The sequence below is a fragment of the Caenispirillum salinarum genome (genome assembly GCF_044803115.1).
GTDB lineage: Bacteria > Pseudomonadota > Alphaproteobacteria > Rhodospirillales > Rhodospirillaceae > Caenispirillum > Caenispirillum salinarum_A.
Genome location: NZ_CP085224.1, coordinates 1,848,506 through 1,863,484, shown reverse-complemented (window position 1 = coordinate 1,863,484; position 14,979 = coordinate 1,848,506). Strand labels below are relative to the sequence as shown.

At 65.8% G+C, this 14,979-nt stretch carries 10 protein-coding genes and 7 pseudogenes; 8 read left to right on the top strand and 9 right to left on the bottom strand.

The genetic code is table 11. The features are described 5' to 3' along the window. Positions 1–76: 76 nt before the first annotated feature. Positions 77–1,840 carry a hypothetical protein gene (locus tag LG334_RS08415; protein WP_404385120.1) on the top strand — a complete coding sequence of 588 codons (1,764 nt, stop codon included), beginning with the start codon at positions 77–79 and terminating at the stop codon, positions 1,838–1,840. Between the two features lie 147 nt (positions 1,841–1,987). Here the strand turns inward: LG334_RS08415 and LG334_RS08410 are convergent. Further along, a pseudogene (locus LG334_RS08410) lies at positions 1,988–2,635 on the bottom strand (IS256 family transposase); the annotation flags it as partial. An 18-nt stretch (positions 2,636–2,653) separates the two neighbouring features. Further along, positions 2,654–3,295: pseudogene (locus LG334_RS08405) on the bottom strand (transposase); the annotation flags it as partial. Positions 3,296–3,379: 84 nt separating this feature from the next. Between LG334_RS08405 and tnpA the strand changes: the two are divergent. The 3 genes and pseudogenes from tnpA to tnpC form a co-directional block, all read left to right on the top strand. Further along, positions 3,380–3,814, top strand: coding sequence for an IS66-like element accessory protein TnpA (tnpA, locus tag LG334_RS08400; RefSeq protein ID WP_404385118.1), 435 nt, complete (start codon positions 3,380–3,382; stop codon positions 3,812–3,814). Continuing rightward, positions 3,811–4,164 (top strand): IS66 family insertion sequence element accessory protein TnpB, encoded by a 354-nt coding sequence (gene tnpB, locus LG334_RS08395; protein ID WP_404385116.1) that lies wholly within the window; start codon positions 3,811–3,813, stop codon positions 4,162–4,164. The genes tnpA and tnpB overlap by 4 nt, the downstream gene beginning before the upstream one ends. A gap of 48 nt (positions 4,165–4,212) precedes the next feature. After that, positions 4,213–5,502: pseudogene (gene tnpC / locus LG334_RS08390) on the top strand (IS66 family transposase); the annotation flags it as partial. An 87-nt stretch (positions 5,503–5,589) separates the two neighbouring features. On the opposite strand, the gene LG334_RS08385 reads toward tnpC, so the two are convergent. Together LG334_RS08385 and LG334_RS08380 are read right to left on the bottom strand one after the other, a co-directional pair. Next, positions 5,590–7,659, bottom strand: coding sequence for a recombinase family protein (locus LG334_RS08385; RefSeq protein WP_404386337.1), 2,070 nt, complete (start codon positions 7,657–7,659; stop codon positions 5,590–5,592). Then, a complete protein-coding gene (locus LG334_RS08380) occupies positions 7,649–7,780 on the bottom strand; it encodes a hypothetical protein (protein WP_404385114.1) in 132 nt (43 codons plus the stop codon). Before LG334_RS08380 ends, LG334_RS08385 begins: the two co-directional genes overlap by 11 nt. 235 nt (positions 7,781–8,015) lie before the next feature. Between LG334_RS08380 and LG334_RS08375 the strand changes: the two genes are divergently transcribed. Together LG334_RS08375 and LG334_RS08370 are read left to right on the top strand one after the other, a co-directional pair. Continuing rightward, positions 8,016–8,234, top strand: a complete 219-nt coding sequence (locus LG334_RS08375) for a hypothetical protein (RefSeq protein WP_404385112.1) — start codon at positions 8,016–8,018, stop codon at positions 8,232–8,234. Next, positions 8,132–8,362: pseudogene (locus LG334_RS08370) on the top strand (transposase domain-containing protein); the annotation flags it as partial. The gene LG334_RS08375 and the pseudogene LG334_RS08370, both read left to right, overlap by 103 nt. Before the next feature lie 28 nt (positions 8,363–8,390). Here the strand turns inward: LG334_RS08370 and LG334_RS08365 are convergent. The 5 genes and pseudogenes from LG334_RS08365 to istA form a co-directional block, all read right to left on the bottom strand. Next, positions 8,391–9,107: pseudogene (locus tag LG334_RS08365) on the bottom strand (IS5 family transposase); the annotation flags it as partial. Between the two features lie 106 nt (positions 9,108–9,213). After that, positions 9,214–9,786: pseudogene (locus LG334_RS08360) on the bottom strand (transposase); the annotation flags it as partial. Next, the gene (locus LG334_RS08355) at positions 9,701–10,546 is read right to left on the bottom strand and encodes a recombinase family protein (RefSeq protein ID WP_404386335.1); all 846 of its coding nucleotides are present in this window, start codon (positions 10,544–10,546) and stop codon (positions 9,701–9,703) included. The gene LG334_RS08355 and the pseudogene LG334_RS08360, both read right to left, overlap by 86 nt. Positions 10,547–10,717: 171 nt before the next feature. After that, complete coding sequence (gene istB / locus LG334_RS08350; RefSeq protein WP_404385110.1) at positions 10,718–11,449, bottom strand: IS21-like element helper ATPase IstB; 732 nt, start codon at positions 11,447–11,449, stop codon at positions 10,718–10,720. Beyond that, positions 11,436–12,998 (bottom strand): IS21 family transposase, encoded by a 1,563-nt coding sequence (gene istA / locus LG334_RS08345; RefSeq protein WP_404386333.1) that lies wholly within the window; start codon positions 12,996–12,998, stop codon positions 11,436–11,438. Before istA ends, istB begins: the two co-directional genes overlap by 14 nt. Between istA and LG334_RS08340 the strand changes: the two genes are divergently transcribed. Together LG334_RS08340 and LG334_RS08335 are read left to right on the top strand one after the other, a co-directional pair. Next, a complete protein-coding gene (locus tag LG334_RS08340) occupies positions 12,952–14,289 on the top strand; it encodes an IS5 family transposase (protein ID WP_404385071.1) in 1,338 nt (445 codons plus the stop codon). The two genes, istA and LG334_RS08340, sit on opposite strands and share 47 nt — an antisense overlap. An 18-nt stretch (positions 14,290–14,307) precedes the next feature. Continuing rightward, positions 14,308–14,955, top strand: a pseudogene (locus tag LG334_RS08335) (IS256 family transposase); the annotation flags it as partial. Positions 14,956–14,979 lie beyond the last annotated feature (24 nt).

Here is a 14,979-nt window from a genome sequence, read left to right as displayed (position 1 = left end):
CAGCTAACAGTGTTCGTCTCCGAAGAACGGCTGATCGCTTCGGATCGTACAGCGAAGATATGGTCGATCTGGCTAAATGAATGACCCGAAAAGCGCCGCCGCGGCGCCGATACCAAGTCCTCTAGCCCAACTCGTTTGGTGGAGCGCCGCCGGGGCCATCGTTGCGGTAATGGCCTTTCTCGTAATGCCATACAGGGCGGTCGATTTTCACGACGAAGGCGCGTACCTGTATAACGCCATGGCCGTCTTGACGCCCGGCATGGCCTACGACACGGTCATTCCTCAGGCGCCTTACGGCTTTGCCAACGCCATTTTCATGGCTCTCGGCATCGACACCTATTATGGGTTGCGGCTGGCTTTCTGCGCAGTCATCGTCGGCGCCAGCGCGCTGGTCTTGCGCGCCCTGGGCGCCACGCCGGGGCGGGTGCCGGAGGCGCCCCTGCTTGCGGTCATTCCGCTGCTGTTCACGTACACAAGCCTTCTGAGTTATCAAAACGCACCGGTCGTCATCATTCTTGCCGGTGTTGCTGTGTCGGAGTTCGGATTCGGCGCCCGGGGCACATGGAAAAGCCGGTCTCTGCTGGTGTTGTCGGGATGCATCATGGCTTTCGGAGCCTTTTTGCACCTTGCGACAGTGCCCGCGATCGGCGTCGTGTTGATGCTTCAGTATTTTTTGCGCCGCGTTCCTTTGGACGATGTCCTTGTAGTGGGGGGGGCGGCCCTGGCAACCGGCCTGGCGCTCGTCGCATACTATGGCAGTAGTATCGGGTTCGAGACGTTCTTCCAGGTTCCCACCGGTGGGCAACATGGGTTCGACCTTATCGGACCGCGTATTCTGCAACTGCTCTTGGTCCTGCTTCGCCCGCTTCTCCTCTTTCTAGCCCTGCGGATCATAGCTGGCCACATTATAAAGCAGCCCGCGCGGGCTGACGCGGTGACAGCCGGTCTGGGCTTGTTGTTTCTGGTTGCCGTGCATGCCATTCCGACGCTGCAGTTGATATTCGGGTCGGCCCTAACAGGCGTTTTGCATCCAACGCTTATGCAATGGCTTGACGTCCTGTGGGTGATCGCCTTGCGTCACCTTCACGTCGTGGACGTTTTTTCGAGTTTCAGTTTCGGACTGCTCGCGCTCTCGCTCGTCGTCAGTTGGCGCTGGGTTGTGGGGCATTCCAAATTCCTCGTCATGACGGGCGCGTTGCTCGCCATTTTCCTGCTCCAGGCGAGCACGTCCTCATTGCGCCCGACCAACATCGCGATCATGTACTCGGGAACGGCGGTGGTGTTGTCCTTCGTGGCGCTGCGGATGCGCACGGCGGAGGAACCCCGCGCCGGACGAATCAGCGTGGCTCGCGTCGCATCCATTTGGTTTACCGTGGTTGTTGGTCTATCGCTTCAGGCCACATTCGCCCCCGGCGTTCACGGGCGTCCTTCGCTGAGTTATGTTCCGGCCGACCAGCCGAAACTGGCGGGATTGTATTTGTCTGAGGAGCGTCGCGATTCTTTGGCGACGCTGGTTGATCTCTATCAGCAGGAACGGTGCGACGAGAAGGAATTCGTGGCGGCGCCAAACGCGCCCATTCTTTACTGGTTGTTTGGTCGGGAGGCATTCGCTGGCCGCTCCTGGATCAACCCGCTTTTCAGTTGGCCGATTGATGAATTGAAGGTCCACTTGAAGACCCACGAGGAATGGTGCTTCGTCTTTCCGCAGGACTTCGAGTCCCGCGAAAGCTGGGACAAGATTAAGGGGCTTAGGGCATTTCTGGAGGAGCATGCTGCACGCCAATACACGGTCGGACATTCCGATAAGCCATTTGACCGCTATTGGATGTTTGTGCGCTGACGCGGCAACAGGAGCGCCTGGATCCGCGGTTGCCGTGTTGACCTGATACCAAGCGGCGCTGACGCTGACTCATAAGGAACCAATGGGCTCTGACGTGATTCCCCTGGCAATCCACCGAGCTATGACCAATCGTGGGTGACGGCATGATCAGGCGGCGGCGGATTGGTCGGCGTTCTTCACCTGAATGCCGTCGCGGAACCTGACACCCTTGATCACCTGGGGCAAGCGGTTGTTGCCCGACAGTCGGCGCCAGGTCTTGCTGGCGGCGGTGACCAGCTTGAAGACCATCGCCAGGGCGGTTTTGTGCGACAGGCAGCCCTTGGTGCGCACGGTGCGGTGCCGGACGGTGGCGAAGACGCTCTCGATGGGGTTTGAGGTTCGCACGTGCTGCCAGTGCTCGGCCGGGAAGTCGTAGAAGGCCAGCAGGGCGACGCGGTCCTTGGTCAGGCAGCCGACGGCCTGGGGGTACTTCGCGCCATACTTGGCCTCGAAGGTGTCCATGGCCGCCTCGGCTTCGGCGCGGCCGTCGGCCATCCAGATGGCGTGGAGATCCTCCTTGGCCGCCCTCTGGCGCGACTTCGGCAGCTTGTTGAGGACGTTAGCCGTCTTGTGCACCCAGCAGCGCTGATGGCGGGCGCCGGGATAAACCTCGTCGAGCGCCTTCCAGAACCCCAGCGCGCCGTCGCCGATGGCGAGCTTCGGCCCCTGGGCGAGGCCGCGCCCCTTGATGTCGTTGAGCAGTTCGCGCCAGCTCTGGGCGCTTTCGCGAAAGCCGGCCTGGAAACCGACCAATTCGTCGGCCCTGAAATACGGCTAAGCGGTTGATGCGCCAGGGGTCAGGGTCGCGGGCCAAGTATCCGATTTTGCATGGGCCGAGGGGCGGCTTGCCAGAATCCAGGCAAGCAAAAGCGCCAGGGCGTTGATGGCAAGGCGCAGATTGTGGGCGGCGGCCGCAAGGAGGGCGTTGATGGCGTCGCCAGCGTGTCCGAGCAGCCAGTTCCGATCAAGCCTTCCCTCGTTCTTCATGTGGCCGATGTTGGCCTCGATGCTCGATCTGCGTTTCAACTCGCGCTTCATGGTCGGCGTCAGGCCACGGCTTCGGCCCGCGATCATGACGGAGGCCGCGCCCTTGTAGTCGTGGCCGCGGTAGCCCTTGTCCACGTACACCCGCTCGGGCTCGACGCCGGACAGCGCCGTCGCCTGCGCCACGGTGGCGGCCAGGGTGTGGCCGTCGTAGGGATTTCCCTCGAAGGCCTTCGCGGCGACCACGAGGCCCTCGCGGTTGGTGGCGGCGATGCCGACCTTGCAGCCGAACTCGTAGGGTGTGCGGGCCTTGCCCTTGGAGATGCAGACCACCTCCGGCGCATGCAGGGCGTAGAGCTTGTTCTTGTCCTTGGGCTTCTGGGCCAGCAGCCGTTCGACCAGGCCAAGCAGGTGGGCGAAACGCCCTTCCAGCGTAAGCGGGGCTCCTTTCCCACCTGTTGATGGTTTGCGCTGTGCTTCATGTTGAGGGCTTCTCAACGATGTGGGGGGCGGCCGATGGATGATGACAGACTTGATGCCTGGCTTGGAGGCAGGGATGAAGCTAGGCCTTACCAGCGGGTCGAGGTGATCACGGGACGGCGACAGCGGCGCCAGTGGACGGCGGAAGAGAAGGCCGAGATCGTGGCGGCGAGCGCCGCGCCCGGTGCCTGCATCTCGGACGTGGCGCGGCGGTATGGCGTGAACCGCGGGCTCCTGACGTCGTGGCGGCGCGAAGCCGGCATCAGCAAGCGGGGCGGACGGCGCGACGGGCAGGAGTTCGCGCAAGTTGTCATGGAGGCGCCTGCGCCGCAGGAGGCCACGGCTTCGCCGCTGGAACGCCGGCCGGGCCGGATCGACGTGGTGGTCGATGGCGGCCATGCGGTGCTGTCCGGCCATGTCGATCCCGCCTTGGCGGTCGCCGTCGTCGGGGCGCTGCGGAGGCCGCGGTGATCGCGGTTCCGGCGGGCGTCAGGGTGGTGCTCTGCACGCGGCCGGTGGACTTCCGCAAGGGGCATGATGGTCTGGCCGCCGTCGTTCAGGAGGCCTTGCGGCAGGACCCGTTTTGCGGCGACATCTTCATCTTTCGCTCGAAGCGGCTGGACCGGGTCAAGATTCTGGCGTGGGACGGCAGCGGCCTGTGCCTGTTCTACAAGCGGCTGGAGACCAGCCGTTTCACGTGGCCGCCGGTCCGGGACGGCGTAATGAGGCTGTCGCCGGCGCAGATGGCGATGCTGCTCGAAGGGCTCGACTGGTCGCGGGTCCGGCGCCGTACGGTGACGACGCCAAAAGCCGCCTGTTGAGCCGCATTCCGGCTGGTTTGGCGAGTCGCCGAAGGGTAAAATCCGGGCATGCCGCTCGACCTCGACAATCTGCCGACCGATCCCGCCGACCTGCGTCGGCTGGTGCTGGCGTTGGCCGAGGAGCGCGACACCGAGAAGGACCGCGCCGACCGTCTGGAGCATCTCCTTGCGCAGTTGAAGCGGCTGATGTTCGGGCGGCGGTCGGAAAAGCTCGACCCGGACCAGTTGGCCCTGGCCTTTGAGGATTTGGAGCAGAGCATCGCCGCGGTCCGCGCCGAGGCCGATGCCGCGCCGCGCGAACGGCGCCAGCGGCGGACGGGTGAAGACCGCGCCTCGCTGCCCAAGGACCTGCCGGAGATCGAACGCGTCGTCGATGTCGCGCCGGAGGACAAGGTCTGTCCGTCCTGCAACGGCGCGCGTCATGTGATCGGCGAAGACGTCAGCCGGCGCCTCGACGTGGTGCCGATGCAGTACCGCATCCTGGTCACCCGGCGGCCGCGCTACGGCTGCCGCGCCTGCGAAAGCGGCGTGGTGCAGGCGCCCGCGCCGGATCACGTGGTGGCGGGCGGGCTGCCGACGGAGGCCCTGATTGCCCAGGTGCTGGTGGGCAAGTATGCCGACGGCCTGCCGCTTTACCGGCAGGCGCGCATCCTGGCCCGCCAGGGCATCGAGATCGACCGGTCGGTTCTGGCCGGCTGGGTCGGCCAGGCCTGCTGGTGGCTGGCTCCGCTGCATGAGCGGCTGCGGCGGAACCTGCTGTCGTCCTCGAAGCTCTATGCCGACGAGACGCGCCTGCCGGTGCTCGACCCCGGGCGCGGCAAGACGAAGACGGCCCAGCTCTGGGCCTACGCCCGCGACGACCGGCCTTGGAGCGGCGGCGATCCGCCGGCGGTCGCCTATCTCTATGCCGGCGGCCGCGGTGCAGCCCACCCGCGCGAGCACCTGGACGGCTTTGCCGGCGTGCTCCAGGTGGACGGCTATGGCGCCTACAAGAGCCTGGTGACCAAGCGCTCCGGGGGCGACCCGCCGCTGCCGATCACGCTCGCCTTCTGCTGGAGCCACCTGCGGCGCAAGTTCTACGATCTCCACGCGAAGCAGGGCTCGCCCGTGGCCGAGGAGGCACTGCGTCGGATCGCGGACCTGTATGGCGTCGAGCGCGAAATCCGGGGCCCGTCGGCCGAGGCGCGCCAGGCGGAACGGCAGGCCCGCAGCCGGCCCATGGTGGAGGACATGCGCGCCTGGATCGACATGCAGCTCGCCCGCGTGTCCGGCAAGTCGCCCCTCGGCGAGACCCTGCGCTACGCCGTCAACCACTGGGACGGCCTCTGCGTCTTCCTAGACGACGGTCGTGTCGAGATGGACACCAACGCCGTCGAGCGTTGCATCAGGCCGGTAACGAGTGTGGAGTCATTATACCCCTCCTCTTCAACTATCTGGAAACATTGGGAATTGGTCAGGGTCGGCCGCATGACGCGGGCGGCCCCTATGCTTGAGGGCGTCGATGACGCTGGCTTTCTCAAGATTTTTGGCCTGGATTTGCCATGGCGCGCCCGGCACGACCTGCTCGGCAGGCAGCTTGCCGCTCTTTATCAGATTGCGGATCACATGACTCGTGACGCCGAGCTTGGCGGCGGCCTCGCGCATGGTGAGCCAGACACCGTCCTTTTCCGCCGAACGGAACGCGCTGATGCCGCGCACCCGGCGAATGGAAGCAACGCGATGTGCCGTCCAGGTCTTGCCCTGGCCGGTCCGCACACCCATCCGATTCAAGGTGGCCGCGATGTCGGTGTCGGAGAAGCGCGCCGCCATGTGTTCCATCACGGCAAGAGCCTCCTCAGGCGTTTGGCAACCATGCTCCCCGGTCCTCGGCTTCCGGACACGAAGCTGCGAATGTTGGCCGCCGCGCCAGTGGATGGTCAGCACCACGTCCCGCGTCGTTTCGTCGACATCGGCGATGATGTCGGAGATCAGCGACCGGATCAGTTGCTGCCTTGTGCGCGTGGTGACGCCCGGCGCCGACCAGGCAACGGCGAGATCGGTCGCCAATCCGTTGAAATCGGGCATTGGTGCCGTCGGATGCGGCGTGTCCAGCGCAGCGAGGCGCGCCCGCACGGCCTCGACGCGGCGGAGCGAGGCTTCCCAATGCTTTTCGAGCTGTGCGGCGATGAGACGGTTCTCGGGGTCGCAGGCAGCATAGCGCCGCTCGGCAAGCGAGGCGTCATACTCGGCCTGCTGCAGGTCGAGTTCTATAACGCGCCGGCGCTCGGCCTCTCCTTCCCTGTGCATCCGCTCAGCCTCCAGTGCCGCCTCGACCGCCATCGGCTCGACCACCCGCAGTATCTCCGCTGCGATCGCCGCATCCACACGGGCACCGCCGAAGCCAAGGCAGCGCGGCAGGCCGAGCATGAGGTTCGGCCGGTCGCAACGGTAGGTCGGGCGGCCGGGTGGAGCACCGGTGTAGGCAACCGCCAGTCCCCGGCCACAGCGCCCGCAGGTGAGTATGCCCGCAAGCAGCGCCCGACCGCCACGACCAGACTTCTGCCCACCAACACGGCCGTAGGCGTTCGCGGCCAGCAGGGCCTGGTTCCGCTCGTATTCCATCCAGTCGATATAGCCTTCATGGTGATCGCGGATCAGGACCTCCCACTCCTCAGGCGGCTTGCCGTGACCGTAGGATTTGCGCGCCCGCCCATCGACTATCGCAATCCGCTTCTCACTCTTTCCGTAGGCGTAAGCACCTGCATAGAAGGGGTTTTTCAGAACGCCGATGACGTTGCGATAGCGGATCGGCGTCCAGTCAAAGGAGGTCAGCCGCTTTCCATCAGACGGGCGTGGAAAGACCACGCCCTCCGTCGCCAGCGACAGGTGTGTCTGCCGCGCGCTGCCGAGCAGGCGGAACCTCTCAAACACCAGCCGGATCACCTGCTGCAGCCGGATGTCGGGATCGAACCCAAGCCCGATGTCGCGGTGCCAGATATAGCCGATCGGGACGCTGATCCGCAGTTCACCCCGGCGCGCCTTGGCACGCACCGCATCGAACATGCGCGCCCGGATCACGCCGAGTTCGAACTCGCTGATGCTGCCCTTCATGCCGAGCAGAAGCCGATCGTTTGGCCGGCAAGGATCATACACCCCATCAAGGTCGATCACGCGCGCCTCTACAAGGCCGCACAACTCAAGCAGATGGTGCCAGTCCCGGCCGTTGCGGGCCAGCCGCGAAGCGTCGAAGCAGAGCACCGCCCCAATTTCGCCGGCGCAGAGCGCAGCAACGAGTTTCTCGAATCCCGGCCGGGCCACCATGCCGCTTGCAGAGCGCCCCAGATCGTCGTCGATAACCTCGACCGTCCGAAATCCGCGGGCTCGGGCAACCTCGACCAGTTCGTACTGGCGCCGCCGGCTCTCCGTGTTGACCTCCACCTGCGTCTGCGTGGACTGCCGCACGTAGACCACCGCCTTCCGCTGTAAAACCGCCGGCGGGAGGATGTCACCGTCCATCATCGCGTCCCTCCGTGCCGGCGGCCCCGGCCGCTTCGGTCAGCAGGATCGCCAGACGGATCACGACCTGCTGGCGATCGTGAAGGCTCATCCCCCGCAGCCGCGTCGAGGCGAACGGCATCTGAAGTTGCTTCGGTGATGACGGCCTGGACGGTGGATCTTGCATCGGCCCGCTCCTCTCCGGCAGTGATGTCACCTGGAGAGTTTGGCCTCAGACCGCGCTGCTTCAGAAGGCCGTCGAGATCGGAAAGTGCGGCCAGAGATACACGCGGAGCGCCGATGTCCATCCCTGTGCACGCCGCCGCGTCGAGCATCCATGCGGCCACCACGGTGAAGACCCCAGGGAGCACTTCGACATGGACGAACTGACCTGCCCTGCGATTATCGACCCGCTCGATTCGGACGCGCCGACCGAAAAGCGCGTGCCAACGGTAACGGACGATATAATATTGGCCGACATGGGCAGAATGAACGGTCGACGGCAATTACACGCAAAAATACACTATTCGCCGGCTCCGATGGCGGCGGCGATCACTGGGCCATCGTGGCGTCGCTCATTGAGACGGCGAAGCTGAACGACGTCGAGCCCTTCGCATACCTGAAGGATGTCCTCGAAACGATCGTGGCCGACTTTCCCGAAAGCTGCCTCGACGACCTGTTGCCGTGGAACTGGAAGGCCACTCAAGCCGCCGCCAACGGCTGATCAGCGTGGGAGCAGAGCCACGCTTACCTTCCAGCAGGTCGTCGCCGGCGATCTTACGGCCCACGTCGCGATACACGCGCCCGAGGAAGGTGCGCAGCCGCTTCAGCTCGCGGCGCATGCGGCGAAACTGCCGGGCATGGGCATAGCGGCCGGCCTTGATGGAGGCCCGCTTCGCCAGCCGGGTGTAGCTCTGCCGCAGCACGATGCCATGGCGCTTCGCCTGGCGGACCAGGGTCTGCAAGGCGCGGAGGTACAAGCGGCTGTCCGTCGGGTGCGCGATGGCCTTGGGCTGCACGGTGGTGTCCACGCTGACGCGCTCCAGCGACGACGGCTTCGCCGCCCCCGCCCGCAGTGCGGCCTCCACCGTGGCCCTCAGGACCTCCTCCATGCCTTCCGGGCCGATGCGCTTGCGCCAGCGCGTCATCGTGCTGGCGTCGATGGGCGGCTCGTGCTGGAAGAACTCAAACCCGCAGAAATGCTGCCAATAGGGATTTTCCACCCACCGCTCCACCACCTCCTCGTCGGACAGGTCGTGGATGTGCTTCAGATAGTGGAGGCCGACCATCAGCCGGGTCGGCTTCGCCTTCCGCCCGACAGGCTTGAAAAACCCGCCGAAGGCATCATCAAACCGATCCCAGGGCACCACCCCGGCCAGACGCACCAGCGAATGGCGCGGGTTGATGATGTTGTCCAGACGCTCGCGGAACAGGTCGGTCTTACCGGCGGAGGGGCGGGACGGTCGCATCGAAAAACACCAGAAATCAGCGGGTCACGGGGCGATTCCCTGCATTTTCCGATATTTGGCCCCGCCTGGGAATCCCCGGATTTCAATGCCTTCGGCGTTTTTCAGGGCCGACCAATTCCTTCCGGCCTTCCGGCGTGGCACCTATGATGACGAGGATGCTCTGCTTCTCGTCTTCCATGCGGCCCTGGAGGTAGACGCCATCGGCCCAGATGTAGACGTACTGCCGGGCCGTCAGGTCGCGCTTGCGCCAGCGGTCGTATTCGGCCTGCCATTCCGCCTTCAGGCGGCTGATCACCTGCGGCGACAGGCCGGGCGCCTCCTTGCCAAGCAGCGCCTCCAGGGCGTCCTGGAAGTCGCCACTCGACAGGCCGCGCAGGTAGAGCGTCGGCAGGACGGCGTCGATGGACCGCGTGCGTCGGGCGAACCGCGGCAGGATGGCAGAGGTGAAGCGAATGCGGCCTTCTCCATCGGCGCCACGGTCCCGCACCTTCGGCCGTCGCACGGGAACGGGGCCGATGCCCGTCAGGATCTCGCGCTCCGGGCCGTGGCCGTGACGGACCAGGCGCCGCCGGCCGTCTTCCGTCGTCAGGTGTTCATGCTCGGCAAGCATGGCCGCGACCTCGGCCTCCACGGCTTGCGCCAAAAGCTGCCGCGCCCCGGCACGCAGAACCTCGGTCAGCGGATCGTCGGTTTCCCCTGGCTGGCGCAGGGCGACAACGGTATCGTCGGTCATGGCGTATCACTCCCTTGTTGGAGATGTGGAAGGCGTAAGACACCTCCACGATACGCCACCCCCTTCTCAGGCTGTCACCCACTTTCCGCCATAGCTCCGGGCGGCCGGGTGGAGCACCGGTGTAGGCAACCGCCAGTCCCCGGCCACAGCGCCCGCAGGTGAGTATGCCTGCAAGCAGCGCCCGACCGCCACGGCCGGACTTCTGTCCACCGACACGGCCGTAGGCGTTCGCGGCCAGCAGGGCCTGGTTCCGCTCGTATTCCATCCAGTCGATATAGCCTTCATGGTGATCGCGGGTCAGGACCTCCCACTCCTCAGGCGGCTTGCCGTGACCGTAGGATTTGCGCGCCCGCCCATCGACTATCGCGATCCGCTTCTCACTCTTTCCGTAGGCATAAGCACCTGCACAGAAGGGATTTTTCAGAACGCCGATGACGTTGCGATAGCGGATCGGCGTCCAGTCGAAGGAGGTCAGCCGCTTTCCATCAGACGGGCGTGGAAAGACCACGCCCTCCGTCGCCAGCGACAGGTGTGTCTGCCGCGCGCTGCCGAGCTGGCGGAACCTCTCGAACACCAGCCGGATCACCTGCTGCAGCCGGATGTCGGGATCGAACCCAAGCCCGATGTCGCGGTGCCAGATATAGCCGATCGGGACGCTGATCCGCAGTTCACCCCGGCGCGCCTTGGCACGCACTGCATCAAACATGCGCGCCCGGATGTCAATCGGCTTTGAAAACCAGGCCACTATCGGCGCGGAAAAGTCGTCCACACCAGCGGTTGATAGGAGGCGCCCAGGTGGCCGCACAGGAGGGACCCGCCCCCGGAGCGTAGCGGAGGGGGTGCGAGGTTCCTGTGCGGCGACCTGGGCGATCGCGTTTCAGGATCGGGTCTTGAGGCGCCAGCTCTCGTTGCCGGTCTCGATGATGTCGCAGTGATGCGTCAGCCGGTCGAGCATGGCGGTGGTCATCTTGGCGTCCCCGAAGACCGTGGGCCACTCGGCGAAGGCCAGATTGGTGGTGACGATAATCGAGGTCCGCTCGTAGAGCTTGCTGATGAGATGGAACAGCAGTTGGCCGCCGGACTGGGCGAACGGCAGATAGCCCAGTTCGTCCAGCACGACGAGATCGACCCGCGTCAACTGCTCCGCCAGCCGGCCGGCCTGGCCGGCGCGGGCCTCCGCCTCCAGCCTGTTCACCAGGTCCACGACGTTGAAGAAGCGCGCCCGCGCCCCGCAGTTGCGCACACAGTTGGCGGTGACGGCGATGCTGAGATGGGTCTTGCCGGAGCCCGTCCCGCCAATGAAGATCACGTTGCGCTGGGTTGCCAGGAAGCCGCCGCCGTGCAGATCGCGCAGCAGGGTCTCGTTGACTGGGCTGGCTGTGAAGTCAAAGTCGCCCAAGTCTTTGGCAGCCGGCAGCCTGGCCGCGGCAATCTGATAGCGGATGGAGCGGGCGGTCTTCTCGGCGACCTCGGCGGTCAGCAGGTCGCCGAGGACCTCCTGCACCGACCGTTGGCGGCGCAGGCTGTCACGCATGATGTCGTCATAGGCCGCCCGCATGCCGGACAGCTTCAGTGTCGCCATCAGCTTCAGGATATCATGCCGCTCCACGGGCCACCTCCCGGTCGCGCAGGCGGTCGTACCGGGCACAGTCGGCCACCGGCTCATGACGCAGCGCTGGCGCGTTGAAGGCCGCCGGTGGCACCGGAGAGCCGATATCCTTGCCGCGCGAGAGAATGTTTAGGACGGCGTCGCGGCTGTGGAGCCCCTCCTTGAGCGCCTGGAGACAGGCCGCCTCGACGGCATCCAGGCCGTTCTCGGGGATGGCCGCCAGGATGCCGACGAACTGCCGGTCGGCATCGTCGCCACGGCCGAGACGGGCACGTACCCGCGTCAGCCCCGGAGGCATCCGCCACTCCCGAAATGGCGCGCCGTTGCGCAGGGCGCCCGGCTTGCGAGCCAGCACCGGGATATAGTGCAGCGGGTCGTAGACGGTGCGGTCGCGGCCGAAGGCGCGCGGATGCTCCGCGACCACCTCTCCGTCGAGCCGGGCGACGATCTTGTCGGCGTAGACGCGGATCTGCACCGACCCTCCGGCGGCCCTGGCCTCCACGCTGTAGCGGTTGCGATCGAAGCGGATCAGGCAGGTCTTCGACACGCCGACGTCGCTCTCCCGGAACCCGTCGAAGGGCTGGCCCACGGGGACAAGGGCCGACCGCTCGGCCTCGAACACCTGCCACACCGTCTTGTCGCTGAACTCGGGGTGGCGGGCGGTCCGCGCGCAGGCCATGCACGCATCCTCCAGCCAGCGGTTCAGCTCGTTGAGCGTCTTCACCTTCGGCCGCGGCGTGAACAGCCGGCGCCGCAGACTGCCGACCTGGTTCTCGACCTGGCCTTTCTCCCAGCCGGCCGCCGGCGTGCAGGCGGTCGGCTCGACCAGGTAATGGCTGCACATCTGCTGGAAGCGGCGGTTGAACGTCCTCGCCTTGCCCACGAAGACGGCGTCTACCGCCGTCTTCATGTTGTCGTAGATGCCGCGCTCGCAGGTCCCGCCCCAGAAGGCGAAGGTCCGCACGTGCGCGTCGAACACCATCTCCTGGGCCTGGCGAAGGTAGGTCCGCACGTAGGGCATGCGGCTGTGGCTCAGCCGAAAATGGGCGACCTGCACCTTGGTCGTGACGCCGTCGAGGATGACCCACTCCTCGGCCCAGTCGAACTGGTAGGCCTCGCCCGGCAGGAACGTCAGCGGGATGAACGCTGTCGCCGCCGGCGCCGACGACCGCGCCGCCGACCACTGCCTGGCGTACCGCCTCACCGCGTCATAGCCGCCGGCGTACCCGTCCCGTTGCAACGCCTCGAAGATCTGGAGCCGGTTCAGACGGTCCCGCTTGCCGCGCCGCTCGTTCTCCTCCAGCAGCCGCTCCAGCGCCGCGATGTGCGGCCCCAACTGCGGATAGTGCTGCCTGCTCCGCCGGTAGCGTCCATCGGTCTCTCCCGACTTCAGGTATTTCGTCGGCCCTGAAAAACGCCGAAGGCATTGAAATCCGGGGATTCCCAGGCGGGGCCAAATATCGGAAAATGCAGGGAATCGCCCCGTGACCCGCTGATTTCTGGTGTCCGCCGGTAAGACCGACCTGTTCCGCGAGCGTCTGGACAACATCATCAACCCGCGCCATTCGCTGGTGCGTCTGGCCGGGGTGGTGCCCTGGGATCGGTTTGATGATGCCTTCGGCGGGTTTTTCAAGCCTGTCGGGCGGAAGGCGAAGCCGACCCGGCTGATGGTCGGCCTCCACTATCTGAAGCACATCCACGACCTGTCCGACGAGGAGGTGGTGGAGCGGTGGGTGGAAAATCCCTATTGGCAGCATTTCTGCGGGTTTGAGTTCTTCCAGCACGAGCCGCCCATCGACGCCAGCACGATGACGCGCTGGCGCAAGCGCATCGGCCCGGAAGGCATGGAGGAGGTCCTGAGGGCCACGGTGGAGGCCGCACTGCGGGCGGGGGCGGCGAAGCCGTCGTCGCTGGAGCGCGTCAGCGTGGACACCACCGTGCAGCCCAAGGCCATCGCGCACCCGACGGACAGCCGCTTGTACCTCCGCGCCTTGCAGACCCTGGTCCGCCAGGCGAAGCGCCATGGCATCGTGCTGCGGCAGAGCTACACCCGGCTGGCGAAGCGGGCCTCCATCAAGGCCGGCCGCTATGCCCATGCCCGGCAGTTTCGCCGCATGCGCCGCGAGCTGAAGCGGCTGCGCACCTTCCTCGGGCGCGTGTATCGCGACGTGGGCCGTAAGATTGCCGGCGACGACCTGCTGGAAGGGCGTTTCGCCCACCTGCTTGGCCTGGTCGAACGGCTGCTGGCCCAGAAGCCCAAGGACAAGAACAAGCTCTACGCCCTGCATGCGCCGGAGGTGGTCTGCATCTCCAAGGGCAAGGCCCGCACACCCTACGAGTTCGGCTGCAAGGTCGGCATCGCCGCCACCAACCGCGAGGGCCTCGTGGTCGCCGCGAAGGCCTTCGAGGGAAATCCCTACGACGGCCACACCCTGGCCGCCACCGTGGCGCAGGCGACGGCGCTGTCCGGCGTCGAGCCCGAGCGGGTGTACGTGGACAAGGGCTACCGCGGCCACGACTACAAGGGCGCGGCCTCCGTCATGATCGCGGGCCGAAGCCGTGGCCTGACGCCGACCATGAAGCGCGAGTTGAAACGCAGATCGAGCATCGAGGCCAACATCGGCCACATGAAGAACGAGGGAAGGCTTGATCGGAACTGGCTGCTCGGACACGCTGGCGACGCCATCAACGCCCTCCTTGCGGCCGCCGCCCACAATCTGCGCCTTGCCATCAACGCCCTGGCGCTTTTGCTTGCCTGGATTCTGGCAAGCCGCCCCTCGGCCCATGCAAAATCGGATACTTGGCCCGCGACCCTGACCCCTGGCGCATCAACCGCTTAGCCGTATTTCAGGGCCGACGAATTGGTCGGTTTCCAGGCCGGCTTTCGCGAAAGCGCCCAGAGCTGGCGCGAACTGCTCAACGACATCAAGGGGCGCGGCCTCGCCCAGGGGCCGAAGCTCGCCATCGGCGACGGCGCGCTGGGGTTCTGGAAGGCGCTCGACGAGGTTTATCCCGGCGCCCGCCATCAGCGCTGCTGGGTGCACAAGACGGCTAACGTCCTCAACAAGCTGCCGAAGTCGCGCCAGAGGGCGGCCAAGGAGGATCTCCACGCCATCTGGATGGCCGACGGCCGCGCCGAAGCCGAGGCGGCCATGGACACCTTCGAGGCCAAGTATGGCGCGAAGTACCCCCAGGCCGTCGGCTGCCTGACCAAGGACCGCGTCGCCCTGCTGGCCTTCTACGACTTCCCGGCCGAGCACTGGCAGCACGTGCGAACCTCAAACCCCATCGAGAGCGTCTTCGCCACCGTCCGGCACCGCACCGTGCGCACCAAGGGCTGCCTGTCGCACAAAACCGCCCTGGCGATGGTCTTCAAGCTGGTCACCGCCGCCAGCAAGACCTGGCGCCGACTGTCGGGCAACAACCGCTTGCCCCAGGTGATCAAGGGTGTCAGGTTCCGCGACGGCATTCAGGTGAAGAACGCCGACCAATCCGCCGCCGCCTGATCATGCCGTCACCCACGATTGGTC